Annotated in this window: 23 protein-coding genes; 12 read left to right on the forward strand and 11 right to left on the reverse strand. The window is 66.1% G+C overall.

Annotated features, from left to right (window positions below):
* The first annotated feature begins 1 nt into the window (after position 1).
* Positions 2 to 1,675, forward strand: coding sequence for a GAF domain-containing protein (locus AB4Y79_RS10690; RefSeq protein ID WP_441861281.1), 1,674 nt, complete (start codon positions 2 to 4; stop codon positions 1,673 to 1,675).
* A gap of 55 nt (positions 1,676 to 1,730) precedes the next feature.
* Here AB4Y79_RS10690 and AB4Y79_RS10695 read toward each other — a convergent pair whose 3' ends face one another.
* Complete coding sequence (locus tag AB4Y79_RS10695; protein ID WP_441861283.1) at positions 1,731 to 2,396, reverse strand: response regulator; 666 nt, start codon at positions 2,394 to 2,396, stop codon at positions 1,731 to 1,733.
* Between the two features lie 346 nt (positions 2,397 to 2,742).
* Here AB4Y79_RS10695 and AB4Y79_RS10700 point away from each other — a divergent pair, with 346 nt between their 5' ends.
* Positions 2,743 to 3,441, forward strand: coding sequence for a hypothetical protein (locus AB4Y79_RS10700; protein WP_441861286.1), 699 nt, complete (start codon positions 2,743 to 2,745; stop codon positions 3,439 to 3,441).
* Between the two features lie 123 nt (positions 3,442 to 3,564).
* On the opposite strand, the gene AB4Y79_RS10705 is transcribed toward AB4Y79_RS10700, so the two are convergent.
* Both AB4Y79_RS10705 and AB4Y79_RS10710 read right to left on the reverse strand, forming a co-directional pair.
* Entirely contained in the window at positions 3,565 to 4,830 is a 1,266-nt protein-coding gene (locus AB4Y79_RS10705) for a flavin-containing monooxygenase (protein WP_441861288.1), read from the reverse strand.
* A gap of 2 nt (positions 4,831 to 4,832) precedes the next feature.
* Entirely contained in the window at positions 4,833 to 5,234 is a 402-nt protein-coding gene (locus AB4Y79_RS10710) for a TfoX/Sxy family protein (RefSeq protein WP_441861291.1), read from the reverse strand.
* A gap of 233 nt (positions 5,235 to 5,467) precedes the next feature.
* Between AB4Y79_RS10710 and AB4Y79_RS10715 the strand changes: the two genes are divergently transcribed.
* The 5 genes from AB4Y79_RS10715 (at position 5,468) to AB4Y79_RS10735 (ending at position 8,309) form a co-directional block, all read left to right on the forward strand.
* The gene (locus AB4Y79_RS10715; RefSeq protein WP_441861294.1) at positions 5,468 to 5,953 is read left to right on the forward strand and encodes a hypothetical protein; all 486 of its coding nucleotides are present in this window, start codon (positions 5,468 to 5,470) and stop codon (positions 5,951 to 5,953) included.
* Positions 5,950 to 7,176 (forward strand): Nramp family divalent metal transporter, encoded by a 1,227-nt coding sequence (locus AB4Y79_RS10720; RefSeq protein WP_441861296.1) that lies wholly within the window; start codon positions 5,950 to 5,952, stop codon positions 7,174 to 7,176. The genes AB4Y79_RS10715 and AB4Y79_RS10720 overlap by 4 nt, the downstream gene beginning before the upstream one ends.
* Positions 7,173 to 7,583 (forward strand): hypothetical protein, encoded by a 411-nt coding sequence (locus AB4Y79_RS10725; protein ID WP_441861298.1) that lies wholly within the window; start codon positions 7,173 to 7,175, stop codon positions 7,581 to 7,583. The genes AB4Y79_RS10720 and AB4Y79_RS10725 overlap by 4 nt, the downstream gene beginning before the upstream one ends.
* Positions 7,570 to 7,929 (forward strand): PRC-barrel domain-containing protein, encoded by a 360-nt coding sequence (locus AB4Y79_RS10730; RefSeq protein ID WP_441861300.1) that lies wholly within the window; start codon positions 7,570 to 7,572, stop codon positions 7,927 to 7,929. Before AB4Y79_RS10725 ends, AB4Y79_RS10730 begins: the two co-directional genes overlap by 14 nt.
* A 176-nt stretch (positions 7,930 to 8,105) precedes the next feature.
* Complete coding sequence (locus AB4Y79_RS10735; RefSeq protein ID WP_009372930.1) at positions 8,106 to 8,309, forward strand: cold-shock protein; 204 nt, start codon at positions 8,106 to 8,108, stop codon at positions 8,307 to 8,309.
* Between the two features lie 128 nt (positions 8,310 to 8,437).
* On the opposite strand, the gene AB4Y79_RS10740 is transcribed toward AB4Y79_RS10735, so the two are convergent.
* Positions 8,438 to 8,716, reverse strand: a complete 279-nt coding sequence (locus AB4Y79_RS10740; protein WP_441861304.1) for a YdeI/OmpD-associated family protein — start codon at positions 8,714 to 8,716, stop codon at positions 8,438 to 8,440.
* A 180-nt stretch (positions 8,717 to 8,896) separates the two neighbouring features.
* Between AB4Y79_RS10740 and AB4Y79_RS10745 the strand changes: the two genes are divergently transcribed.
* Positions 8,897 to 9,847, forward strand: a complete 951-nt coding sequence (locus AB4Y79_RS10745) for a plastocyanin/azurin family copper-binding protein (RefSeq protein ID WP_441861306.1) — start codon at positions 8,897 to 8,899, stop codon at positions 9,845 to 9,847.
* A 174-nt stretch (positions 9,848 to 10,021) separates the two neighbouring features.
* Positions 10,022 to 10,852 carry an SDR family NAD(P)-dependent oxidoreductase gene (locus tag AB4Y79_RS10750; RefSeq protein ID WP_441861309.1) on the forward strand — a complete coding sequence of 277 codons (831 nt, stop codon included), beginning with the start codon at positions 10,022 to 10,024 and terminating at the stop codon, positions 10,850 to 10,852.
* 9 nt (positions 10,853 to 10,861) lie between these two features.
* Here the strand turns inward: AB4Y79_RS10750 and AB4Y79_RS10755 are convergent, their stop codons facing one another.
* From AB4Y79_RS10755 to AB4Y79_RS10770, 4 genes are all read right to left on the reverse strand, one after another.
* On the reverse strand, positions 10,862 to 11,629 hold the full coding sequence (locus AB4Y79_RS10755) for a hypothetical protein (RefSeq protein WP_441861311.1): 768 nt from the start codon (positions 11,627 to 11,629) through the stop codon (positions 10,862 to 10,864).
* A 121-nt stretch (positions 11,630 to 11,750) separates the two neighbouring features.
* Positions 11,751 to 13,469, reverse strand: a complete 1,719-nt coding sequence (locus AB4Y79_RS10760) for a phospholipase C (RefSeq protein ID WP_441861313.1) — start codon at positions 13,467 to 13,469, stop codon at positions 11,751 to 11,753.
* A 62-nt stretch (positions 13,470 to 13,531) separates the two neighbouring features.
* Positions 13,532 to 14,551, reverse strand: coding sequence for a DUF6454 family protein (locus AB4Y79_RS10765; RefSeq protein WP_441861315.1), 1,020 nt, complete (start codon positions 14,549 to 14,551; stop codon positions 13,532 to 13,534).
* Between the two features lie 132 nt (positions 14,552 to 14,683).
* Complete coding sequence (locus tag AB4Y79_RS10770) at positions 14,684 to 16,096, reverse strand: aminotransferase-like domain-containing protein (protein ID WP_441861317.1); 1,413 nt, start codon at positions 16,094 to 16,096, stop codon at positions 14,684 to 14,686.
* Between AB4Y79_RS10770 and AB4Y79_RS10775 the strand changes: the two genes are divergently transcribed.
* Together AB4Y79_RS10775 and AB4Y79_RS10780 are read left to right on the forward strand one after the other, a co-directional pair.
* Entirely contained in the window at positions 16,095 to 17,030 is a 936-nt protein-coding gene (locus AB4Y79_RS10775) for a DMT family transporter (RefSeq protein ID WP_441861319.1), read from the forward strand. The two genes, AB4Y79_RS10770 and AB4Y79_RS10775, sit on opposite strands and share 2 nt — an antisense overlap.
* Before the next feature lie 10 nt (positions 17,031 to 17,040).
* Positions 17,041 to 17,664 (forward strand): FMN-binding negative transcriptional regulator, encoded by a 624-nt coding sequence (locus AB4Y79_RS10780; protein ID WP_441861321.1) that lies wholly within the window; start codon positions 17,041 to 17,043, stop codon positions 17,662 to 17,664.
* Between the two features lie 27 nt (positions 17,665 to 17,691).
* Here AB4Y79_RS10780 and rlmC read toward each other — a convergent pair whose 3' ends face one another.
* Positions 17,692 to 18,819 carry a 23S rRNA (uracil(747)-C(5))-methyltransferase RlmC gene (rlmC, locus tag AB4Y79_RS10785; protein ID WP_441861323.1) on the reverse strand — a complete coding sequence of 376 codons (1,128 nt, stop codon included), beginning with the start codon at positions 18,817 to 18,819 and terminating at the stop codon, positions 17,692 to 17,694.
* A 295-nt stretch (positions 18,820 to 19,114) separates the two neighbouring features.
* On the opposite strand from rlmC, the gene AB4Y79_RS10790 reads away from it, so the two are divergent.
* On the forward strand, positions 19,115 to 19,576 hold the full coding sequence (locus tag AB4Y79_RS10790; protein WP_308931729.1) for an Lrp/AsnC family transcriptional regulator: 462 nt from the start codon (positions 19,115 to 19,117) through the stop codon (positions 19,574 to 19,576).
* Positions 19,577 to 19,620: 44 nt separating this feature from the next.
* Here AB4Y79_RS10790 and AB4Y79_RS10795 read toward each other — a convergent pair whose 3' ends face one another.
* Both AB4Y79_RS10795 and AB4Y79_RS10800 read right to left on the reverse strand, forming a co-directional pair.
* Positions 19,621 to 21,036 (reverse strand): aldehyde dehydrogenase family protein, encoded by a 1,416-nt coding sequence (locus AB4Y79_RS10795; RefSeq protein ID WP_441861325.1) that lies wholly within the window; start codon positions 21,034 to 21,036, stop codon positions 19,621 to 19,623.
* Positions 21,029 to 22,081 (reverse strand): homoserine dehydrogenase, encoded by a 1,053-nt coding sequence (locus AB4Y79_RS10800; protein ID WP_441861327.1) that lies wholly within the window; start codon positions 22,079 to 22,081, stop codon positions 21,029 to 21,031. Before AB4Y79_RS10800 ends, AB4Y79_RS10795 begins: the two co-directional genes overlap by 8 nt.
* Positions 22,082 to 22,339: the final 258 nt, after the last annotated feature.

Genomic DNA, 22,339 nt, shown 5'->3' on the forward strand with positions numbered 1-22,339 from the left:
TGTGTGGCGTGAACCTATCAGGCGGCGGACCCGCGAACTTCTCCGGGAGTTTGTAGACAGGGCAGACGAGTTGGTGCGGACCCAGGAGCATGTGGAGGGTCTGCTCGGTGCTGTCGTGTCCCTTGCGGAAGACTTGAGCCTTGAAGCTGTCCTGGACCGGGTGGTGCAGTCGGCATGCGAACTCGTCGGCGCGCGGTACGGTGCGCTGGGTGTCATCGGGGACGACCAGCAGCTCAGTCACTTTATTACTGTCGGCATCGACGAAGACGGCACCCGCGTCATCGGTGACCTGCCCACCGGCCACGGGGTCCTGGGGCAACTGATCCGCGAACCCAAACCGCTAAGGCTCCATGACCTGGGCGAGCATCCGATGGCAGTTGGGTTTCCCGCCAACCACCCGCCCATGAAGACCTTCCTGGGCGTTCCGGTCCGCGTCCGGGACACCGTGTTTGGGAACCTGTACCTGAGCGAAAAGATCGACGGCCAGGATTTCACGGCCGAAGATGAGGACCTTGCGGTTGCCCTCGCCTCCGCCGCCGGTGTCGCTATCCAGAATGCGCGGTTGTTTGAGGACAGCAACAGCCGCCAGCGGTGGCTCGAAGCGGGAATGGAGGTCAGTGACCGGCTGAAGGCCAATCCGAGGTCCGATACCGAAAATTTGGAGATGATTGTGGAGGGGGCCATGCACGCCTCCGCCTCTGCGTTGTCCCTGGTTGCGTCGCTGGCGGGGGACGGAAGCCTCAGGTGCCGGACGTCCTTGGGGGTCCAATCAATTCCGGCCGGGCAGGAACTTCCTGCCGCGTCCTTCTTTAGGGAGGTGCTTGAGTCGAGGCAATCCAGGGCCTTTGCCGACCCCCGCTATGTGTTCGATCCCGCGGCGGCCGAAAAGCTTGGACCGGTTTTGGTGGCCGCGCTGGCCAGCGATACCGACGGGCAGCGCGACAGTGTGCTGGTCGTTGCCCGGGCCGCCGGTGGCGCCCGCTACTCGGAACTGGATGTTGAACAGAGCGCGGTGTTCGCTTCCCGGATCGGTCTGACGCTTGATCTGCTCAAGGCGAACCAGTTGCGGGAAGAACATGCCTTGTTCATCGACCGTGAACGGATTGCGGCGGACCTGCACGACCTGGTTATCCAACGTCTTTTCGCGGCAGGACTGAGCATTCAAAGCCTGCGCCGCTACATTTCCGACCCCGAGGCGCACGAGCGCCGCATCGCCACCATCACCACCGAACTGGATGACTGCATCCATCAGCTCCGCGACACAATCTACTCGCTCCAGGCCCGGCAGCCTGACCGGGAGCTCCTCAGCGGACGCGTCCTCCACGCCGTCCTGGAAGCTGCCAATGCCGCTGGCTTCCTGCCCAGGGTCCAGCTCTCCGGCCCCATTGACCTGGTGGGCGACGAGGTGGCTGAGCAATTGCTGCCGGTGCTGACCGAAAGCGTCAGTAACGCGGTGCGGCACTCCGGCTCCGAGGACATCCACGTGGTGCTGGCCGCCTTGGAGGGCGAGGTTGTACTTACCGTGCGCGACCACGGGCAGGGTTTTGAGAATCCTGGCCGGGTCAGCGGGCTGGACAACATGAAAAACCGTGCCACCCGTTTGGGCGGCCGCTGCCTCATCGACAGCGCCCCCGGAAAGGGCACCAGCGTAACCTGGACGGTGCCCCTGCCGTGACGGGTCGGGTGCAGCTGCGGCATGCTGCAGCGCCTTGGCGCGGTGATTTCCGCACTTAGCTGAGCGGCACCGGGAGCACCTGGCCCCGGCGCCTGAAGCCCAACTTCTGCAATACGGAGGACACGGAAGCGGTTACTGACTCCTCGGGCAGCGTCATCTCCTGCCCGATCTGCTTGTTGGTCAGGCCGCGGGCCATGAACGCAAGGATGCTCCGTTCCGTTACGGTCATCGTTTCCAGCCAGGCGGCCGAGGCGGTCGCGTAGAGGCTGTCCGCAACCCTTTCCCTGACGCCCGGCTTGAACAGCTGGGTGCCGGCGATGGCGCTGCGCAGGCTGTTTATGATTCCGTCCTTATCGCCAACCTGCATGAGCACATATCCGGCCGCGTCCGCCAGAACCGCTGCACGCACTGCGTGGTGTTCGTCCCGGCTGGTCAGGATCAGGCACTTCACGTGGGGTGCGGTGGCGCGGAGCCCGCGGCACACCTCAATGCCGGTACCGTCCCCCAGCCTGTCGTCCAAGAGTGCAAGGTCTGGTTCAAGGACGTGGATAAGGCGTGTGGCTTCCGCCGCTGATGCGCTTTCGCCAACGATTTCGAACCCGTGATGTTCGAGCAGGTCTTTGAGTCCCTGGCGCAACAATGCATGGTCGTTGAGTATGAAGACCCGGACGGCCTCGTTCGGCGCCCCAACCGCGTCCTGCGGTGTTGCTGGTGTTTCCATGATGACGCCCTCGTTGGTTCGATTCCGTCCCCGGCCGCCTGGTCGGTGCAGGCACCTTGTCCGGAAGGAACCTCAACTCATCATCCTGCGGTGCGGCGCTGGATGTCAGGGTCAAAGGTCCGTTGCCCGCCGTTCCGGCCCCGAAAGCTGGAGACCCGGACGGCGCTTTTGCAAGGATGCCCAGCGTCCGGAACCGCCTGTAGGGCAGAAGGTCCCGTTATCTGCCGGTGGGGGTTATGACACCAGTGGTACGGGGGCTTTGTGCCCTGTTTCGCGGTTCGGGCCCGCCCTAGCCTGAATTAAGCAGTGTGGTGGACGGCCGCCTGCCGTACCCGGGAGGCGTACCGTGAAATCGACAAACGCGAGCATCATCGCAGGCATTGTCCTCATCGCGCTGGGAGGGCTGTTACTGCTGGACCGGCTTGGCATCACGGACAGCGGAGCCTTTGTGGCGCCCCTGATTTTCGCCGTGGTGGGTGTCCTGTTCCTGTCCCTCTTCGCCAGGCGCCGGGAGAACTGGTGGGCTGCCATCCCCGGCTCGGTTTTCCTTGGCCTGGCCGCCGTCATCGTGACGACGCAACTCACTGATGGCGCCTGGGGTGCGGCGTTCCTGTTCCTTTTCATGGGGGGTGGCTTCGCGGCCGTGTACCTGCGGGAGCGCACCAACTGGTGGGCCCTTATCCCGTCCGGAGTCATGTTCACCCTGGCAGCCATCGTGGCCCTCCCGCAGGCGATGCAGGGCACGCCGACGGCCGCCGTCCTTTTCCTGGGCCTGGCGGCAACTTTCGGTGTGTTGTCCCTGGTTCCGGTGGATGCTCCCGGCCACCCCGGCGATCACGGGGAGCGGATGAAATGGCCGTTGGTCCCCGCCGGGATCCTTGCCGCCATGGGCGTGATCTTTATCCTCCAGTCCGCGGCCGTGCTCATCCCGTTGGACTTCGCATTCCCGGCGATCATGATCCTGGCGGGGCTCGCCTTGATGGTCTACGCCTACCTCGCGCACCGCGATGGGAAGCGCAGGGCGCACGGCCCCACCCCCGGGTAGGCTCAGCCGGCCGTTTCGGCCCGTCCCCAGTGTGCGCTGAGCAGACCGCCAACGCGCTCCGGCTCCGCCCGGAAGCAGGATGACGCGAAACGGTTTCAGAACTTGACCTCCGCTGGTTGCCGGTCAGCCGCGCGATGCCAGGTGGTCAGTCACGTACTCGGCGTCCGGACCCACGCCCACCAGGGTGGCGGAAATGTGCCGGGTGAGCCAGGGGAGCCCGACGGCGTACAGACCCGGGTGCACCGTCACGCCTTTGGTGTGGCGCGGGTAGTTCCACTCGTCCAGGAGCGGAAGGTCCAGCATGCTGAAGTCCAGCGCATACCCGGTGGACCAGATGATGGAGGTGATGCCTTCACCGTGGAGGTCCAGCCGGGCATCGGAGCTGGCGGGCTGCCAACCGTCCGGTTCCGCTGTCTCGGCCTCGGGAGCGTCGATCCCCGCGGCGTTGATGTAGGCGTCAAAGAGCTTCTTGAACCGCTGGCCGAACCCGGCCTCCACGGCAGCCAGGCGCTGGGGGAGGTCGTCCGTGAAGACCGGAACTCCGTCGTCGACACCCTCAAACCGGCCATGGAGCCGGACGCCGCGCCGGCCCAGTTCGCGCAGGCGGACGCTGTGCCCGCCGCCGGTGCCGGACAGCAGCGGGTTGCACATGAACCGCCCGGCGGGGGAGGGCAGCTGGTCAACCAGCAGTGCGTTGATGCCGTACTCCGGGCCATGGACGTTCACCTGCATGATCCAGTGGAAGATGTCCTGGCCCCGGTACCGCCGCGGCGCCTCGGGGCACGTGGACACGGACAGGTGCACGGTGCGGCCGGCGTCGAGCAGGTCTTCGGTGATCTGCCCGCCGGACTGCCCGGTCCCCACCACCAGGACCGCGCCGTCCGGCAGCTGGCCCGGGTTGCGGTAGTCATGGCTGTGCAGTTGCAGGACATCCGGGGAGATGCCGACGGCGGCGGCCGGGATCCGCGGGCGCTGGAACGCGCCGCTGGCCAGCACCACGTTCCGGGCCGCCCAGGTGCCTTGGCCCGTCTGTACGGCGAATCCGGCATCCGTCGGGGTGATCCGGGTGACCTCGGTATCCAGTTCCACCGGGGCCTGGATGTCCTTGGCATAGCCGCGGAAGAACCCGATGGTGGCTTCCCTGGTCAGGAACCCGTCCGGGGCCGTCCCGGCATAGGGGGATCCGGGCAGGTCGACGGAGAAGTTGGGGGTGTTCAGGTAGAAGGAGTCCCATCGGTCCTGCCAGGCGCCGCCGAGGGCGGGACGCTGCTCGAGGATGCGGTGTTCCACGCCGCGCTGCACCAGCCAGTAGCTGGTAGCCAGGCCCGCCTGGCCCGCGCCCACCACCAACGTGTTGGTGTCCTGCCGGGGAACTGCGGTGGCGGACACGGCTACCGTGCCGCTGTCCCGCGACCGCTGGTCCGGGGTGTCCGGGCTTTGGGTTCCTTGGGCGGCAGGGTGGCGACGTAATGCAGGGCTTTCCCGGTCCATGCCCGCGCCCGGGTGTCGTCGCCGTCGCCCTCCTCGTTCCAAACTTCCGGCAGCCCCGTATAGCCGCCCATCGGACGCTCCGCCGGCCCGAACGGCACGGTCCGCTCGGATGACTCCAGCAGTTCCTTGTCCTCCGGGGAGAGCTTCACCCCGATGGTGGAACCGAACAGGCCGGCGAACATGTTGCCGTTGACGAACGCGCCGAGGTTGCCGAACATCGGTTTCACCACCACGTCCGGATGGTCGGGAACAACGCGCCGGAAGCGTTCTTTTTCTTCCTCGGTGGCTTTGGGCATCTCCATGGCGTGATCTCCCGGTGGCAGCGTGGTTGTCCGCGGATATGGATGCAGGATATGCCCATCGGCGGACCCGGTCGAGAGCCGATTCCCCGGCTGCGCCCGCGCCGCGAAAATCCCGCATTAAGCAGGTCAAACTCCGTCCTGAAGTGCTATATATAGCTCAAGGCAACTAATTTTTGGGTTGCCTTGCCAAGGGCGAATTCCGATCCGGGAGTACCCGGGGGCTGGAGGCGACGGTGCCGTACCTGCCGGCTGGAGCCCCGCCCGCCAACTGTCCCCGCAGCCGGTCGCTGCTGCTGCTGGCTTCGGCAGTCGCCGCCCTCACGGTCCTTACCGCCTGCAGTGGTGGCACAAGCCAATCGGTTTCCACTGTGGTGAAGGACAGCTCCTCGGCCGTCGCCACCGCCCGGATAGCCCTCCGGCAGGACATGGACGGCAAGCTGACGCAAGCCGCCACCGGCACCGTCCTCGACGATGAGCTCAAGGAAATACAGTCCGGCCGGAACACCGTCCTGACGCTGTCACCCACGGTGCAGGGGGACCGCGACACGCAAAAACAAGCACTCGACGTGCTGGACCAGTGCGCCGCCGGCTTTGCCGTGGCGCGCGCCGCGCTCGCAGCCAACGACGGCGGCACCCCCTCGCTCTCCGACGGTGACAAGGCGCTCGCCGGCGCGCAGGACGCCCTCAAGCAGCTCGAAGACAAGGTGGGGTCAAAGTGAAACGGCTGCTCGGCGTCGCGCTCGGGATCCTCACCGCCATCGGCGGGTTCGTGGACATCGGGGACCTGGTGACCAACGCCGTCGTCGGTTCCCGCTTTGGCCTGTCCCTGGTGTGGGTGGTGGTGGTTGGCGTGGTGGGGATCTGCCTGTTCGCCAATATGTCCGGCCGGGTGGCGGCGGCGTCTGGACGGGCCACGTTCGAGGTGATCCGTGAGCGGCTGGGGCCGCGGGCCGGCCTGGCGAACCTCGCGGCGTCGTTCCTGATTAACCTCATGACGGTCACCGCGGAGATCGGCGGCGTTGCCCTGGCCCTGCAGTTGGCAAGCAGCGTGTACTACCTGCTGTGGATCCCGGTGGCGGCCTTTGCGGTGTGGCTGGTGATCTGGCGTGTCCGGTTCTCCATCATGGAAAACGTCACCGGGCTGCTGGGGCTGACCCTGATCGTCTTCGCCGTGGCGCTGTTCCTCCTCAAACCGGACTGGGGAGCGCTCGCCGGACAGTTGACGCCAGCCGTGCCGGACCAGGAGACGGTGTGGACGTACAGCTACTACGCCATTGCACTGTTCGGGGCGGCCATGACGCCCTACGAGGTGTTCTTTTTCTCCTCCGGCGCCGTGGAGGAAGGCTGGACCGTGAAGGACCTGCTGCAGGAACGCATCAACGTCCTGGTCGGTTTTCCGCTGGGCGGCCTGCTGTCCGTTGCCATCGCGGCCTGCGCCGCCGTCGTCCTCCTCCCCGCCGGCATCTCGGTGACGTCACTGTCCCAGGTGGTCATGCCCGTGGCCGAGGGCGCCGGCAAAGTGGGCCTGGCGCTGGTCCTGGTGGGGATCGTTGCCGCGACTTTCGGCGCTGCCCTGGAAACCACGCTGTCCAGCGGCTACACCCTGGCCCAGTTCTTCGGCTGGTCCTGGGGTAAATTCCGCCGGCCCGCCGAGGCCGCGCGGTTCCACCTTTCCATGATTGTGTGCCTGCTGGTGGGCATCGCAGTGCTGGCCACGGGTGTGGACCCCGTCCTGGTGACCGAATACTCGGTGGTGTTTTCGGCCATTGCCCTGCCTTTGACCTACCTGCCCATCCTGATCGTTGCCAACGATCCCCAGTACATGCGCGAGCACGTCAATGGCCGGACTGTCAACGTGCTGGGCGTGGTCTACCTGGTGATCATCCTGGTGGCTTCGCTCGCCGCCATACCCCTCATGATCGTGACAGGAGCCGGCTCATGACGTCCCCCACCGCCCCGCTGAAGCCGGCCCCGCGGGTGGCCGGGCGCATCCTGGATGCGCAGCTGCACCTGCTGGACCGGCAGGTCCTGGATAAGGACGGCGTCCCGGTCACCACCGTGGACGACCTCGAGTTAAGCGGGCCTGCCCCGGACGCCGAGATCCCGCCCGGTACCCCCGCCCCGGTCATCACTGCCCTCCTGACCGGGGCGGTGCTGGGGACGCGCATCTTTGGCGGCAGGCCGCCGTCGTCCCGGTTGATCCGCATCCCGTGGACTGATGTGGCGCAGGTGGAGGTGGTGGTGCGGCTGGGCATCCGCGGCGAACCGCTGGACGCCAGCTGGGTGGAACGGTGGGTCAGGGACAAAATCATCGCGCGTATTCCGGGAGGCCGCCATGATCCTCGGTGACCTGCTGGGCACCCCGGTCTTCGATGCCGACGGCGTACGGCTGGGCCGTGTGGCGGACGCCCGGTTCGTGCTGGATGGCACCCCGCACCAGCTGATGGCGGAGCCGCGGCTGCTGGGGCTGGTCGTGGGCCCGCACAGCGCGTCCTCTTTCATGGGCTACGAGCGGAACGGCCTCACCCAGCCCCGCATGATTGCCCGGATCCTCCGGTGGCGGCACCGCGGCTCCTTCCTGGTGCTGTGGGAGGACATCGCGATGGTGGGGGCGGGCTCCGTCCGGCTCCGTCCAGGGTACACCCGCTACAGCCCGGCGCTGGACGAGGGCGGGCAGGCGGAGACCCGTAATTAGGTGTGGGCGCAATCTCCTGTAGTGTTGTGTCTGTTGTTGTGTTTATGCAGTTGGTAGTTCAGGCAGTACGCGCGGTCGAGAGTCCGCGTTCTTCTGAAGTAGCGGTTTTTGAACACCCCACGCCGGAGGGCCCGAAAGTCGGGACTTTCCCTCCACCTTCACGAAGGACAAAAATAATGGCTACTGGTACCGTCAAATGGTTTAACGCTGAAAAGGGCTTCGGCTTCATCTCCCCGGACGACTCCTCACAGGACGTTTTCGCGCACTACTCCGCGATCAACTCCAACGGCTTCCGCTCCCTCGAAGAGAACCAGAAGGTTTCCTTCGACACCGAGCAGGGCCCCAAGGGTCCCCAGGCCACCAACATCCAGGCTCTCTAATTTCTTAGGGTTCCGGGACCGTTAGGTTTCCAAGCAGGGCTTGCCGTCACCGGCAAGCCCTGCTTTTTTGTTAACCCGGGTGTGCGGGTTCCCTGTTCGTCGTCCTACTCCCAGTGGGGGGCAGCGGATCACCCGAGCTCGGCTAGGACCGCGGCAATCCTGCGGGAGCGTGTCTCTTCGGTCCGCGCTCCGGTCACGGCGAGCACATGGCGCCGCTGATTACTGTAGGAGAGGGACCGGAAGCGTTCCGCCGCCGCAGGGAACGCTGATCCGGCGGACGGCGGCAGCCCTAGGTTTGACTCCTCGACAAAGTTCGGTTGAAGGAGCAATCTAAAAGGTGCGAGCCTCTGCCGCGTGGCAAGCCATGGCGGCGGCGGTTGGACAACAATTTTCAACCTCTGCGACACCAGTTGGGGTGGTGCATGTCCGGTGTGCTTACACGCCGGAACCGGTGCCCGAGCTCCCCAGCCCGGGCGTCCGGCACCCTATTACTCCGAAATCAGTGGCCTGTTTGGCCTGTGGGTTGAGTTGAGCCGGCCACCGCTGCATCGGCCTTTCGGCCGAATACCGTTCAAGAGAGCGTTGCCATGAAGCAAAACCGGGGAACCACAAGATTCAACAAACTCGCATTTATTGTCGCTTTCGCTGTTGCGTTGCTGGCCTCGATGGCCGCCGCCGGTCCGGCGTCGGCCGGCGGCTGGGGCCATCGGACCTGGCAGGTGCAAGTGGGCTCTGAGTCCCGCGACCAGGAAATCCAGGGAATGTCGTTCCTGCCTGCGGAGATCTTTATCAATGAGCACGACACCATCAGCTGGGAGGCAAACGCCGCGGAGATCCACACGGTGACATTCCTGGCGGCCGGCCAGTCGCTGCAACCATTCAATCCGTTCAACGCTGATGAGTTGCTGAAACGCGGAGGGGACAGCTACGACGGGCACTCGTATTACAACTCCGGCCTCCTTTCGAACGTGGCGGTGCCGGGCTTCCCCGTCACCACAAGCTACAGCCTGACGTTCCCGCGGGAAGGCGACTTCATCTACTACTGCCTGGTCCACGGCGAAATGATGAAGGGCATGGTCCACGTCCGCGAGCAGGGCACGGACTACCCGTACAGCCAGGCTGACTACAACAAGGCATCGCGGGCGCAGGCGCGGTCCATCCTTCAGGACGGGCACCAGCTCGACGCCTCGCTGGCCGAACAAGCCAGCAACCATAAGGTCCTGGCCGGCGGTGACGACGGCGTTGCCATGGTCATGCGCTTCGTCCGGCCCAGCGTGACGGTGCATGTCGGCGAAACGGTGGTTTTCGCCAATACCGGCATGGGTGCACCCCATACGGTCACCTTCGGCACCGAACCGGCGAATATCTTCGCTCCGTCGGGCACGCCGTCGAACTTTACCGGCGGCGACCTCAACTCCGGCATCATTCTGCCGGGCGGCGACTTCTCGGTGACCTTCAACACAAAGGGAACCTTCAAGTACATCTGCGCACTCCATGACTACATGGGCATGGTGGGCCAGGTGAGGGTGGTCGACTGACACCCATTGCACCCATGGTCCGGCCGGAGCGGAGGCTCCGGCCGGACCATGGGCGTCTAAGCTGTCAGTGCAGTCCCATCACCTCCTGACCGGCGGGAACACCGGGCGCCCCGACGTCGTTGTTTCCGTTGGTGTGCCCTCCCGGTGCGCCGCCCGCCGACCGAAGGACACACCTTGACTCCGACTCCTCGCACCATCGTGATCACCGGCGCCAGCGACGGCATCGGCGCGGCAGCCGCCAGGACGCTGGCGAAGGCAGGGGAGCGGGTGGTCGTCGTCGGCCGGTCTGCGGAGAAGACCCGCGCCCTGGCCGCTGAAATCGGCGCGGACCACCACCTGGCCGACTTCGCCGACCTGGCCCAGGTCCGCGCCCTGGCCGACACCCTGCGCTCCACCTACCCGCAAATCGACGTCCTCGCCAACAACGCCGGCGGCATGATGGGCAAGCGCACGCTCACGGTGGACGGCAACGAACTGACGTTCCAGGTCAACCACCTGGCACCGTTCCTGCTCACCACCGCCCTGATGGACACGCTGACCGCCAGCAAGGCGAAGATCATCAACACCGCCAGCGCCGCGAACTTCTCCGGCAAGCTGGACCTGTTCGACCTCAATGCCGAGCACGGGTACCGCACCTTCCGCGCCTACGGCACCGGCAAACTTGCCAACATCCTCTTCACCTCCGAGCTGCACCGCCGCTACCACGGGCAGGGAATCACGACGGCGGCCTTCCACCCGGGCGTGGTCCGCACCAACTTCGCGGCGGACTCCAGCAGCCCCTTCCGGCACGCTTACAAGAGCGTGGCCAACCGGTTCATGCTCAGTCCGGACCAGGGTGCCGACACCATGCTGTGGCTCATCAACGGGACGGCCGGCACCGACTGGATTTCCGGTGCCTACTACGCCAAGCGCGCCCTGGCCAAAGCCAACCGGCAGGCCTACGACGCTGAACTGGCGCGCGGGCTGTGGGAGAAGAGCGAAGAGCTGGTCAAAGCCTCCGCCTGAACTCCCGGTTTACTCACATCCAACGCCGTCGTGATCTGCATCCAGTCCGTAGATGTCGCGGCCGATAACCTGCACCGGGCCACGGACGTAAGCAGGTCCGTTGCCGCTTCCGCCGGCACAATCGACATCGGAGGCGATGGGAACGCATCCTGAATAGTTGGGATCACAGCCGGGATTTGTTCCGGGAACGGCGGGGGCCGGCGGCACAGGGGCCTTCGCGGCCGCGGCTGCAGCGGCCTGGGCCGCAGCAGCCTGGGCTGCGGCGGCTTGCTGCGCGGCCGTCGCGTCGGCGGCCTGTTGGGCCGCTGCGGCCGCATCGGCAGCGGCTTTGTCTGCGGCTGCCTTGTCAGCTGCGGCCTTGTCGGCAGCGGCCTTATCCGCAGCCGCTTTGTCGGCTGCCGCCTTTGCCGCCGCGGCGGCCGCAAGCTTCTCTGTCAGGCGCTTGGACTGCGTGGCTTCGAGCCACACCAACCGGCCCGATTCGTCCTTGGTGCAAACATAAGCGGTGCCAGCTGAGATCTGCTGCTCGTTGACGGTACTGCACGTTGTGTCGGCAATCGGTGTTGCCGTGGGGGTTGCGGTGGCGGATTCGGTGACCGGCCCTGCAGCTGCGGTCAGCGAGGTAGGCGATCCGCCGCAGCCTGTCAGCACAAGAATAATGGCGCCGGCAGCCCCTGCAACCAGGGCCTTGTTGGGCCCCTTCCGGGGAGGTCCTCCCGCTGGCACGCCGCTCTCGAGGCAAATTCGTGGCATGGCAGAGCTGGAAGTTGCAGGCATGGGTCCCCCAAGAGCTTGTACTGGATGCGAATGCACGGCCAGCGTAGCGTTGCCCACTTTGGCAGAACGGGTTAAGCGCAAATCTTGATGGATTCCTTGGACGATGCTTGAAATCGCCCGGTCAGTGGCCGGCGTCGGCCGGTCCGCTGCCCGGGACGTTGCCGTTGTGGCTGATGGAGGCGACGGCGCCGGACTGTTCGTTCAGGAGCACCTTGTCGTTGCGCCCATGGTGGAAGTTGAACATCGCGTCCACCGATCCTGCTGTCGCGTCGGCTGAAGAGTCGCCGATCTGGCCGGTGTGCCAGTTGTCCTCAATGAACCGCAGGATGGAGGCCTGGTCCGTCTCGGTGTGATCCACGAAGTTCCTCTTCGCATACGGCGAGATGACAACCAGCGGCTGGCGGGGGCCGGGGCCGCAGCGGTCGGCATAGCCCCCTGCCACGGGGACGCCGTTTGCTGCGGCGTTCAGGCACCATGCGGCGTCGTCGGATCCGGTGGAGGCGTTCTTCGGCTGGGCGGCCACGTGGTCGTACCAACCGTCGGAGTCGTCATATGCGAGAACGACGGCGGTGTTGTCCCAGTTCTTGGACTGCTGGATCTGGTTGACAGTCCTGGTGATGAAGTTCTGCTCGTCCACGGGATCCGAGTATGCCGCGTGGCCGTCCTGGAACTCCGAGGCCTTCAGGAAGGACACGGCAGGCATGTTGTCGCTGTCCACCACCTTGCTGAAGTCAGCGAGGTCGTACTGGTGGTTGGCCTGGCCGTTGTGCCCGATCTCCGCGTCCGAGGCCGGCGGAAGGTGGTGCGGGTTGGCGGTGGAGGCGTAGTACTGGAACGGCTGGTGGTGCGGGGAGTAGTCCACCACGGACGCGCCGGCGGCGTTGGTGTGGGCGGCCATGCACGATGCCGGAGTGCTCCTGGCAGCGGGGGTGGTGGGGGCGAAGCCGCCCTGGAACCAGCCCCAGGATGTTCCCTGCGCATTGAGCAGGTCGCCGATGTTCCTGCCGGTCATACCGGCAAGGTTGTTGGCCTTGGCATGGCTGCTGTTGGAGCAGTCGTCGTAGACCGGGTCGGGGTCGTTGATCACGGTGCCCACGCCGTTGGCGTCCGGCTGGCGGACTGCGCTGGATCCGGTGGCCGGGGTGGCCACGGGCTGCCCGGCGGCGTCGTACTGCTTGACGCCGTGGGTTTGGCCCGAGACCAGGTTCAGCGCGCCCGGGGTGGACGGGCCGAAGACAGTGCTGAAGTGGTTGTCGCTCATGGCGTAGTTCTGGGCGTAGTTCCAGATGCCGGTGACGGTGTTCCCGTCGTAGTAGTCCATGGTCAGGCCGGGGCGTCCGTACTGGTTGGTCCCGCACGCGTCGCGGCTGGTGAACTGGACGAACTTGTCCATGGCCCCGCCGTTGTAGGCGTTTTGCTCGGCCTTGTAGCCGTGGTCCTGGTCGCAGGTGACGGACTGCATCGGGGAGAGCCGCGCGGGCTGGACCGAGTTGGGGTTCTTCGGCGCCAGCAGTCCTGCAGTGGCCAGGGTGTTGATGTCCTTCGGGGTGTCCTCCGCGGCGGTGAACGTGGCCGCCGGAGCGCCGGAACCCTGCTGGGTTTCGCCCGCGGTGTTGGCCGCGTTGGGGTAGGTGGCGAAGTAGTGGTCGAATGAAACGTTCTCCTGGAAGAGCACCACGACGTGCTTGATCGGCGTCGCGGTGTCGTCGTGCGTGCCGGCGGTGGCCGGGGCCGCGCCGAAGCCGACCAGCCCGGCCGTCAGTGCGGAGGCGGCCAAGGCAGCCGCGCCGGTGGCAGCGGTAACGCTTTTCCTGGTGAATCTGGGGGACGGATAAGGCATGGGGTATCCAATCGTTCCTGTGGGGTGCACTGCCGCGGCCTGCGGCAGGTGCGGGGGGAGTGCTACTTTGCGGGGGTGGCGTCGGCTTCGTAGGTGAGGATTTCGGTGCCGTTGCCTTCGTCGCCGTTGTCGGGGGCCACCGTCATGGTGAGGTGGCCGCCGTTGGCGGTCAATTTGAACGGGTTGCGGGTGGCCACGTGTCCGGCGGTGGACCATTGCTGGAACGGGACATCACGGGTCACCGCATGGGACTTCAGGTCGATCATCGCCATCCCGCCCAGTTCGTAGGTGGCTGCGGTCCCGCCGGCCTGCGGGGTTTGCGGGAGGTTGGTGATTCCGGCGCATAGCATCTTCGCGTTGGGAACGTACTGGCAGTCCTGGTAGTCGATGAAGTAGTTCGGGTTCTCCCAGGTGGAGAGCTGCTTGCCTTCGAGGTCCCATTCTGCGAACCGCCGGGAGCCCCAGGTGTTCCCGACGAGGTGGCCGGTCTGCTTGTCCAGGACGATGCCGCCGAAGTGGTCCTTGACCTCGAACTGCTTATGGACGTCCAGGGTGTCCGCATCCACCTTGTAAATGATGGCGCTGCTGTCCGGCCGGTACTGCGCTACCGGCACCCAGACGTTGGTGCCGTCGAAATCGATGCCGCCCGGGTGGTACATGTCGCCCTCGCCGAGGATGATGTCCTTTTGCAGGTTGCCGGCCTTGTCCATGACGAACAGGTGGCCGATGCCCTTGCCCGGTGTGCGGTCGTAGCCGCCCTGCTGTGTGGAGTACTTGACCGTGGGTTCGAGGATCTGGACGGCGGAGAGGAAGATGTGGTCCTGGCTGTAGGCGATTCCCTCGGTGTGATAGGTGGGGAAGTCAAGTTTCAGTTTGGACGTTTGGTGCCAGGCCGTGTTCCGGGTGACGGAGTCGAACGCGTCGGCCAAATCGGTGTTTGTTTCATGGTGGGTCGCGGAGGCGGGGTCGGTGCCCTTGTCCGGGCCGTCCGCCTGTGCGGCCGCTGTACCGGCGGCCGCACAGGCGGCGATAATCAGGGATGCGGCCATGGTGAGGGCACGCCGCGTGGGTTTGGAGCTCATGGGGCCTCTTAAGGTTGGGGTCTCAACAGGAGCTCTCAAGTTACTAATGGGTAATGAACCGGGCATGGCGCACCGGTGAACTGCCGTTGTCGCAGGACTGTCCGGTTGGCGCGTCGCCGCGCCGGGTCCCCCCTAACCGGATTGCCTCGCCAGCGATTCGCCGATGACGCGTGCCCCTTCCGGGTACGCGCCCGGGTTGGGGCCGGAATAGTTCAGTCGGATGAAGGCGCCCGCCGGTTCCGCCGGGAACCACTCCGTGCCGGCGGCGATGACCACTCCCGCATCTTCGCAGTCGCGCGCCAGCCGCGGGAGGTCCGTCCCATCGGGCAGGCGCACCCACAGGTTCAACCCGCCGCGGGGCAGGTTGTCGATATGGGCCGGTGGGACGTATTCGCGGATGCTCGTGGCCAGCAGGTCCCGGCGCGACTGGAGTTGCTGGCGGAGGCTGCGCAGGTGTGTCTGCCACCCGGGCTGCGTGACCACATCCAGGGCGGCCGCCTGCAGGAGCCCGCTGACGTACATGGATTCGGCGGCACGCTGGCCAAGGATGCGTTCCCGCGCCGGGCCGCGGGCAATGACCGCCGCGATGCGGATGGCGGTGGAGACGCTTTTGGTCAGGGACCGGATGTAGACCACGTGACCGGAATCATCCCGTGTGGCCAGCGGCAGGGGGTCAGAGGTGATGCCGAAATCGTGCGCCCAGTCGTCCTCCACCAGGAATGCGCCGTGCCGGCGGGCCACGTCCAGGATCTCGCCCGCCCGCTCTGCCGCCCACTGCGTGCCGGTGGGGTTGGCGTAGTTGGGCTGGATATAGAAGGCCCGGGCACCGGTCTCGGCGAAGGCGCGGTCCACGTCTGCGGGGTCGGGTCCATCCGGCCCGGTGGGCACCGGCACCAGGCGCACCCCGGTTTGCGCGGCGGCCAGGATGGCACCCCAGTATGACGGTGATTCGATGAGCATCGGCTGCCCGGCCCCCACCAGTGCGCGGAAGATGGAGCTGAGTCCGCTCTGGCTTCCAGGCAGCACGATCACGTCATTCGGCGTGGGCGGCGCGATCCCTACCGGGGTTGCCTGCCCCAGCTCGCGGGCGAACCACTGCTGCAGTTCCGGCATGCCGGCGGCGGGCGGCCGGGACAGTGCGGCGTCGCCGCGGGCGGCCCGGGCCAGGGCTACCCGCACCAGCCGTTCTGGAAGCAGTTCACGGTCCGGGTATCCCGAATGCAACCAGATGGCGTCGTTGGGGACGTTGCGCATCGTGCTCGACGACGACGGCAGCGGCGAGTGCGGCGACCGCAGCGCTGCGGTCTGCCAGCCATAGTCGGACGGACGTGCCGTCCGTACCGCGCGTACGAACGTTCCTACGCCGGGGCGGCTTTCAATCAGTTCCTGCGCGGCGAGTGCCTGCAGGGCCTTCTGTACCGTCACGGGGCTGGCTTGGTGTTCGGCCACCAATTGCCGGGTGGACGGCAGCCGCGCGCCGGGAGCCGCACTGCTGATCCACTGCCGGAGTGCCGCAGTGATTCGCGAACTGCTATCGTTGTTCATGAAAGAACATAGTAGCGCTACTGTCCTGGAGCGCCAAGCGATACCGCAGAGAATGTCCGCCGGAGTCTGGTGGGGACTCCTTGGCGTGGCAGCCTTTTCCTTCACCGTACCCTTCACCCGTGTTGCCGTGGCCGGGATCCCGCCGCTGTTCATTGGCTCGGGCCGTGCCGTCGTCGCCGCAGTCCTTGCCGCCGCAGCGCTCGCGCTGACCCGGCAGCGGCTGCCACGCCGCGGCACCTGGCTGCGACTTGCCCTCGTGGCGGGGGGCGTCGTCGCGGGCTTCCCGCTACTGACGTCCTACGCCCTCACGGCGGTGCCCGCCGGGCACGGCGCCGTGGTCATCGCCCTCCTTCCCGCTGCGACAGCCACAGTGGCCGTGCTGCGCACCGGCGAGCGCCCGGCCGCCGCATTCTGGCTGGTCATGGCGCTTGGTTCGCTGGCGGCGATCGCCTTCGCCTTCCTGCAATCCGGGGGAGTCGGGCACCTGCAGTGGGCAGACCTGCTGCTCCTCGGAGCCGTGGCCTGCGCCGCCGTCGGATACGCCGAAGGGGGACTGCTGGCCCGTGAACTGGGGTCGTGGCAAACCATCGCCTGGGCCCTGGTCCTCGCTGCCCCGGCCATGCTGGCCCTGGCCGTGGTCTCCATCCTCAGCCAGCCGCCGTCGGCCACGCCCGTCCAGTGGGCGGCCTTCGGCTACCTGGCAGTGGTCAGCATGTTCCTGGGCTTCTTCGCCTGGTACCGCGGGCTGGCCATCGGTCCCATGGCCCAGGTCAGCCAGATCCAGCTGCTGCAACCGGTCCTCAGCATCGGCTGGGCGGCGCTGCTGCTCGGGGAGGCGCTCACCTGGACCACCGTCCTGGGCGCCCTTGCCGTCATCCTCTGCGCCGCCGCGGCCGTCCGCGTCCGCCTCAACCGTCCAGCCCGCCAGCCTTAAAGGAGCACCCGTGTATATTCCCGCCCACTTCGCTGCCACCCCCGAAACAGTCAACTGCCTGCTGGCCAAGCCCGGAGCCGCCAACCTCATCACCATGACGGAGCAGGGGCTGCTGGCAACGCTGCTGCCTTTCGCCTTCAACCCGGGTGTGGGGGAGCGCGGTGCCCTGCAGGCTCACATGGCGCGGAACAACCCGCAGTGGTCCAGCGTGCCAACCGGCGAAGCGCTGGCCATCATCCAGGGCCCCGACAACTACATCTCGCCCTCGTGGTACGCCGCCAAAGCCGAGCACGGCCGTGTGGTGCCCACCTGGAACTACGCCACGCTCAATGTTTACGGCGAGTTGGTGATCCATGACGACGCCGGCTGGCTGGCACGGCACGTCCGGCACCTGACCGGCCTGCATGAGGACAGCCGAGAGCACCCCTGGGCCGTGGACGACGCCCCGGAGAAGTTCATTGCCGGGCAGCTGCGCGCGATTGTGGGCGTGGAACTGCTGGTCACCCGGATCGAGGCGAAGGAAAAGCTGAGCCAAAACCGTTCCGACGCCGACGCCGCCGGGGTGGCGGCAGGCCTGCGGGCCGGCGGCCGGGAAGCCGGGGCTGCCGCCGTCGAACGCGCCCGCAGGAACTGACCGCCAACGGCAGGACGGAGCAGGTGGTCAGTCGGCCCGTTCCAGCAGCACCATCACCTCGTAATGCGTGGTCTGCGGGAACATGTCCAGCACCCGTGCCCGGCGCGCAGTGAAGGACGAAAGGGCTGCCAGGTCGCGGGCCAATGACTGTGCGTTGCAGCTGGAGTAGACCACGTGCCGCACGTCCGAGGCTTCCAGCCAGCCGCACAGCTCCTTGCCAATGCCGCGCCGGGGCGGGTTGACGATCACCAGGTCTGGCGACTGCTCGGCGGCAAGGGCAAACGCGGTGGCGTCGCCGGACTGGAACGCCATGCCTTCCAGTCCTGCCTCCGCGCTGCTGAGCCGGGCGGACACAATTGCTTCGCCGCTGGTTTCAATGCCGGTGACCGTCCGGCCCGGGGCGGCGCTGTGCAGGGCGAACCCGCCCACGCCGCAGTAGAGGTCCCAGACGGAGGCAGGCGCGAGCTCGTTGACCCACTCGCGGCCCTGCCGGTACAGCGCCGCGGCCATCTCGCTGTTGGTCTGGAAGAAGCTTTGCGGGCGCAGGTGCAGGTTGACGTCGTTGACCCGCATGTTCAAGGTGGCCTGCCCGGTTAACAGGATTTCCCGGTCACCTTCCAGGACGGCCTTGTGCTCCGGGTGCAGGTTGACCGAGAGCACCTTCACCTGCGGCAGCGCGGCCAGCAGTTCCGGCAGATGCTTGCGGATGCGGGGCACCACCTGTTCGGAGCGCAGGACCAAGCGGAGCATGATCTCGCCGTCGGGGGATTCGGTGATGATGACGTGCTTGAGTTCGCCGGTGCGGCGTGGCACGTCGTAGGGCGTTAGGCGGATCCGGCGGATGAAGTTCGCCAGCACCGGGAAGCAGGCCAGCAGGCCGGGGGAGCAGACGCCGCACCGGCGCAGGTCCACGCCGTGGCCGTCGGCGTCGAGGATCCCGATGGTGGGGTTCCGTGCCGTTCCGCCGATCACCATCTTGGCCTTGTTGCGGAAGCCCGATTCCCGGCTTGCCACCGGGGGCAGCCATTCGAGCTCCGGATGTCCGGACAGGAGGCCTTGGCAGTGGCGTTGCTTGCCGGCCAGCTGGTCGCCGTAGGGCATGCCCATGTGGGTGCAGGAACGGCAGGTGCCGGCATCGAAGTAGGAGCAGTCCATGACCGGACAAGTTTACCCGGTCGCCTTGGCAGCCTCGAAGTGAACGGGCGACGGCGTCACGTGGCGGAGTGCCGCCGTCGCCTTCTTCAGGGGCTGGGAAGCGGCATCGCCTGTGCCTTGCGGCCAGGAGTTCTTTCGCGGCCCAGGACCGCAGGGAGCACTGCGGCCGGTGAGGCCGCAGGCTGCCGTGCGGCTTTGGAGCGGCTGGTGCCGACGTATCATCTCTGTGTGCTTTCATTCTGGAGCCGGGCCGACTCGTGTCTGCTGTTGGGAATTCATACGGTGAAGGGTGGACATGGACCGGGCTAGTCTTGATCGGATCGATCAGAGCATCCTGGCGGAGCTGACGCGCAATGCCCGGGTCAGTCATGCGGAGCTGGCAGCGAAGGTGATGCTCTCCCGCAACGCCGTCCGGCAACGTATCGACCGGATGGAACGGCAGGGGTATATCCAGGGCTATACCGTGGTGGCCGGCGCTCCGGGTCAAGGCACAGTTTCGGCCTTCCTGATGGTCTACCGGAAGGACAGGGTTCGCGGGGCGGACGTTATTGCCGTGCTGCAATCGATCCCGGAGGTGGTTCTGTGCGATGTGGTCAGTGGCGACTTCGATCTCCTGGTGCGGGTGGAAGCCCGTTCGCTTGAACGGATCCAGGAGATCTGGGAACAAATTGCGGCCACACCCGGTGTAACGGACACGGTAACGGCGATGACCCTGTCCAACTATGTCCGGCGGAGCGCGGGAGTCCTGCCCACTTAGGCAGGGGAACCCGGCACTCCGGCCGGACCGCGGGGACCTGATCCTTATTGGCGCCTGATGCAGACAACCTTTGGCTGGGTCATTTCCTCGTAGGCGAAACGCACGCCTTCGCGGCCCATGCTGCCGTACTTGGATCCACCGAAAGGCATGCCGTCGAAGCGGTAATCCGATGAGTCGTTAACCATGACTCCACCTGCCTCGATGCGGGACGCAGCCTGCAGCGCCGTGTCCAGCGAACGCGTGAAGATCCCGGCATGAAGGCTGAAGTCGACGGCGTTCGCCATCTGCACGGCGTCGTCAAAGGTTGAAAACGGCTGAAGCATCACGACTGGTCCAAAAACCTCCTCCATCCAGAGCCTGCTGGCGGGACTGACCTTCTCCAGGACCGTGGGCTGGAGGACGTTGCCGTCCCTGGTGTTGCCGGCGAGTACATTAGCCCCGGCGGCGACCGCCGCGTCTATTTTTGCTGTGAGCTGGTCCACGGCGGCGGCAGTGATCATCGGGCCCATGTCGGTGGCTTCATCATCGGGGTTGCCGGACACAAGCTGCGCCGTCTCGTGCAGGAAGAGCCGGCGGAACTCCCGGTACAGGGGCTCGGCCACGAGGATGCGCTGCACTCCCACGCAGTTCTGGCCTGCCGCCCAAAAAGCTCCGGAGACGCAGGCCTTCACGGCAGCGTAAATGTCCGCGTCGTCCATGATGATCACGGGGGCATTTCCACCCAGATCCATGGACAGCTTCTTTAGTCCTGCCGTCCTTGCGATGGCTTCCCCGGTGGAAAACCCGCCCGTGAAGGACACCAGCCGGATCCCGCGGTTCGCGACGATCGCCTCCGCAACTTCCCTGTCCCCGTGGACCACCGTAAGCACCCCCGGCGGCAGCCCGGCTTCGGTGAGGACCTCTGCCAGCAGTTCCGCGCACAGCGGTGTCAGGGCGGATGGCTTGAGGATGACGGCGTTTCCTCCTGCGATGGCGGGGCCCACTTTGTGCGCCACCAGGTTCAGGGGATCGTTGTAGGGCGTTATCGCCGCGATGATCCCCAGCGGTTCGCGGGAGTACCATCCGATGCGGTCTTCCGAGCCCTCATAGGAGTCGAAGGGAATTGTCTCGCCGGCGTTGCGGCGCGCCTCTGCCGCGGACAGGCGCAGGGTGTTAACTGCCCGCAGCACCTCCTTGCGTGCCTGGCGGATCGTTTTTCCGCTCTCCGCTGTGATGGTGCGGGCAAATTGCATTCGCCGTTCCTCAATCTTCGAGGCGGCACTGTCCAGGATCTTTCCCCGGGCATGGCGGGACAACGCCCGTGCCTGCTGCGCCCCGGCCCGGGCCGCAGCAACAATGGCGTCGACGGATTCCGGTTGCGCCAGGGCGACCGCGCCCACCACCCGGCCATCGTAGGGGCTCACCACGTCGCGGAAAACGGCCAGTTCAGGATCAAGGGGTGCAAGCATCGATTCACGCATCTGCAGCCACCTGGTTCCGGGCACCGTGCATGGCAATAATGTCCGACAGGAGGGCATACGCCGTCTCCACCCGCCCCGCCCCGGGCCCCGAAACGGTAACCGGTCCGAGGAGATCGGTGTTGAATGCGACGGCGTTGTTGGCACCGGACACTCCCGCGAGGCCGTGGTCCAGGGGGAGCGCCGCGGGTGCCACGGAGGCGCTGATGGTTCCGTCCGGGTTCCGGCGTGCTGATCCCACCAGTTTCCATCGGCGCCCCTCGCTCTTTGCGCTGCTGAGATCACCGGGGGTCAAGGCCGAGATGCCTTGGCGCTGAACGTCCGCCAGCGTTAGGTCCGCGCCGAGGAGTTCGTTTGCAAGGATCAGGACTTTGAGCTGGACGTCGTAGCCGTCGATGTCGGCTGTGGGGTCTGCCTCGGCATATCCCCGCCGCTGGGCTTCCTGGATTGACTCCTCAAGACCGAGGCCTTCTTCCATCCGGCCCAGGACATAGTTGCTGGTGCCGTTGAGGATGCCCTCGAACCCGTTGAGGGCCAGCCCGGGGAACAATTGCCTGGCGAATCGGATGACGGGGGTTCCACTCATCACGGCGCCCTCGAATTCGAAGTGCAGCCCGTTCAGCTGTGCAAGTCCGGTGAGCTCCGCACCATGCAGGGCTACGGGGCCCTTGTTGGTGGTGCAGACGCTCTTCCCCGCTTCGAGGGCCCAGCGTACATGCGAAGCAGCCGGCTCCCCGGTTGCGGGGTTGGTGAAGGTCGCCTCGCAAATGATATCGGCGGAGCACGTCCTGATGACGCGCTCGTTGTCCGGGTCCGCGGAACCTCCGTGAGCTGCGAACGTCTCGTCAGCGGGGTTTATCCGCAAGGCCATGTCCATGTCGATTCCCCCGTTCCGGACCAGGGAACCGAGCCGAAGGTCCGTAATGGCGACCACCCGCAGGCCGAAGCCCAACTCGCGGCTGAGCTCATCACCCCGGGTTGCGATCAGCTCGGCGAGGGTGCGGTTGACGCCGCCGAACCCGATCAGCGCAATGTCGTAGGTGGTCATGGTGCTCCTTTGATGTGGTGGTTTGGTGCTCCCATCGTGGCCCCGGCTGCTGTCCGTAGGGACATGTCCAAACGCACTATCGGGCGGTCACATCGACCATTGGAGGACCACATCGACATGCGGCGTAATGGCCATAGGCGTGCAACATTCGCAATTTCATATGATTTTGATGACTAAAACTTCATTTTCGTGTTACTTTCGTCACTGTCGACGCGCTAACAGCTCCTCTTGGACAGGCAAACGAACCGCGGCCGTCCT

Source organism: Pseudarthrobacter sp. YAF2 (genome assembly GCF_052113345.1).
Classification (GTDB): Bacteria; Actinomycetota; Actinomycetes; order Actinomycetales; family Micrococcaceae; genus Arthrobacter.

What these genes read in the sequence shown, in the direction of transcription:
- AB4Y79_RS10745 (WP_441861306.1), top strand. Translation starts at nt 8,897, where the DNA reads ATGAAGCAAAACCGGGGAACCACAAGATTCAACAAACTCGCATTTATT.
- AB4Y79_RS10735 (WP_009372930.1), top strand. Translation starts at nt 8,106, where the DNA reads ATGGCTACTGGTACCGTCAAATGGTTTAACGCTGAAAAGGGCTTCGGC.
- AB4Y79_RS10695 (WP_441861283.1), bottom strand. Translation starts at nt 2,396, where the DNA reads ATGGAAACACCAGCAACACCGCAGGACGCGGTTGGGGCGCCGAACGAG.
- AB4Y79_RS10795 (WP_441861325.1), bottom strand. Translation starts at nt 21,036, where the DNA reads ATGCGTGAATCGATGCTTGCACCCCTTGATCCTGAACTGGCCGTTTTC.
- AB4Y79_RS10755 (WP_441861311.1), bottom strand. Translation starts at nt 11,629, where the DNA reads ATGCCTGCAACTTCCAGCTCTGCCATGCCACGAATTTGCCTCGAGAGC.
- AB4Y79_RS10730 (WP_441861300.1), top strand. Translation starts at nt 7,570, where the DNA reads ATGATCCTCGGTGACCTGCTGGGCACCCCGGTCTTCGATGCCGACGGC.
- AB4Y79_RS10710 (WP_441861291.1), bottom strand. Translation starts at nt 5,234, where the DNA reads ATGGAGATGCCCAAAGCCACCGAGGAAGAAAAAGAACGCTTCCGGCGC.
- AB4Y79_RS10800 (WP_441861327.1), bottom strand. Translation starts at nt 22,081, where the DNA reads ATGACCACCTACGACATTGCGCTGATCGGGTTCGGCGGCGTCAACCGC.
- AB4Y79_RS10790 (WP_308931729.1), top strand. Translation starts at nt 19,115, where the DNA reads ATGGACCGGGCTAGTCTTGATCGGATCGATCAGAGCATCCTGGCGGAG.
- AB4Y79_RS10725 (WP_441861298.1), top strand. Translation starts at nt 7,173, where the DNA reads ATGACGTCCCCCACCGCCCCGCTGAAGCCGGCCCCGCGGGTGGCCGGG.
- AB4Y79_RS10765 (WP_441861315.1), bottom strand. Translation starts at nt 14,551, where the DNA reads ATGAGCTCCAAACCCACGCGGCGTGCCCTCACCATGGCCGCATCCCTG.
- rlmC (WP_441861323.1), bottom strand. Translation starts at nt 18,819, where the DNA reads ATGGACTGCTCCTACTTCGATGCCGGCACCTGCCGTTCCTGCACCCAC.
- AB4Y79_RS10760 (WP_441861313.1), bottom strand. Translation starts at nt 13,469, where the DNA reads ATGCCTTATCCGTCCCCCAGATTCACCAGGAAAAGCGTTACCGCTGCC.
- AB4Y79_RS10775 (WP_441861319.1), top strand. Translation starts at nt 16,095, where the DNA reads ATGAAAGAACATAGTAGCGCTACTGTCCTGGAGCGCCAAGCGATACCG.
- AB4Y79_RS10770 (WP_441861317.1), bottom strand. Translation starts at nt 16,096, where the DNA reads ATGAACAACGATAGCAGTTCGCGAATCACTGCGGCACTCCGGCAGTGG.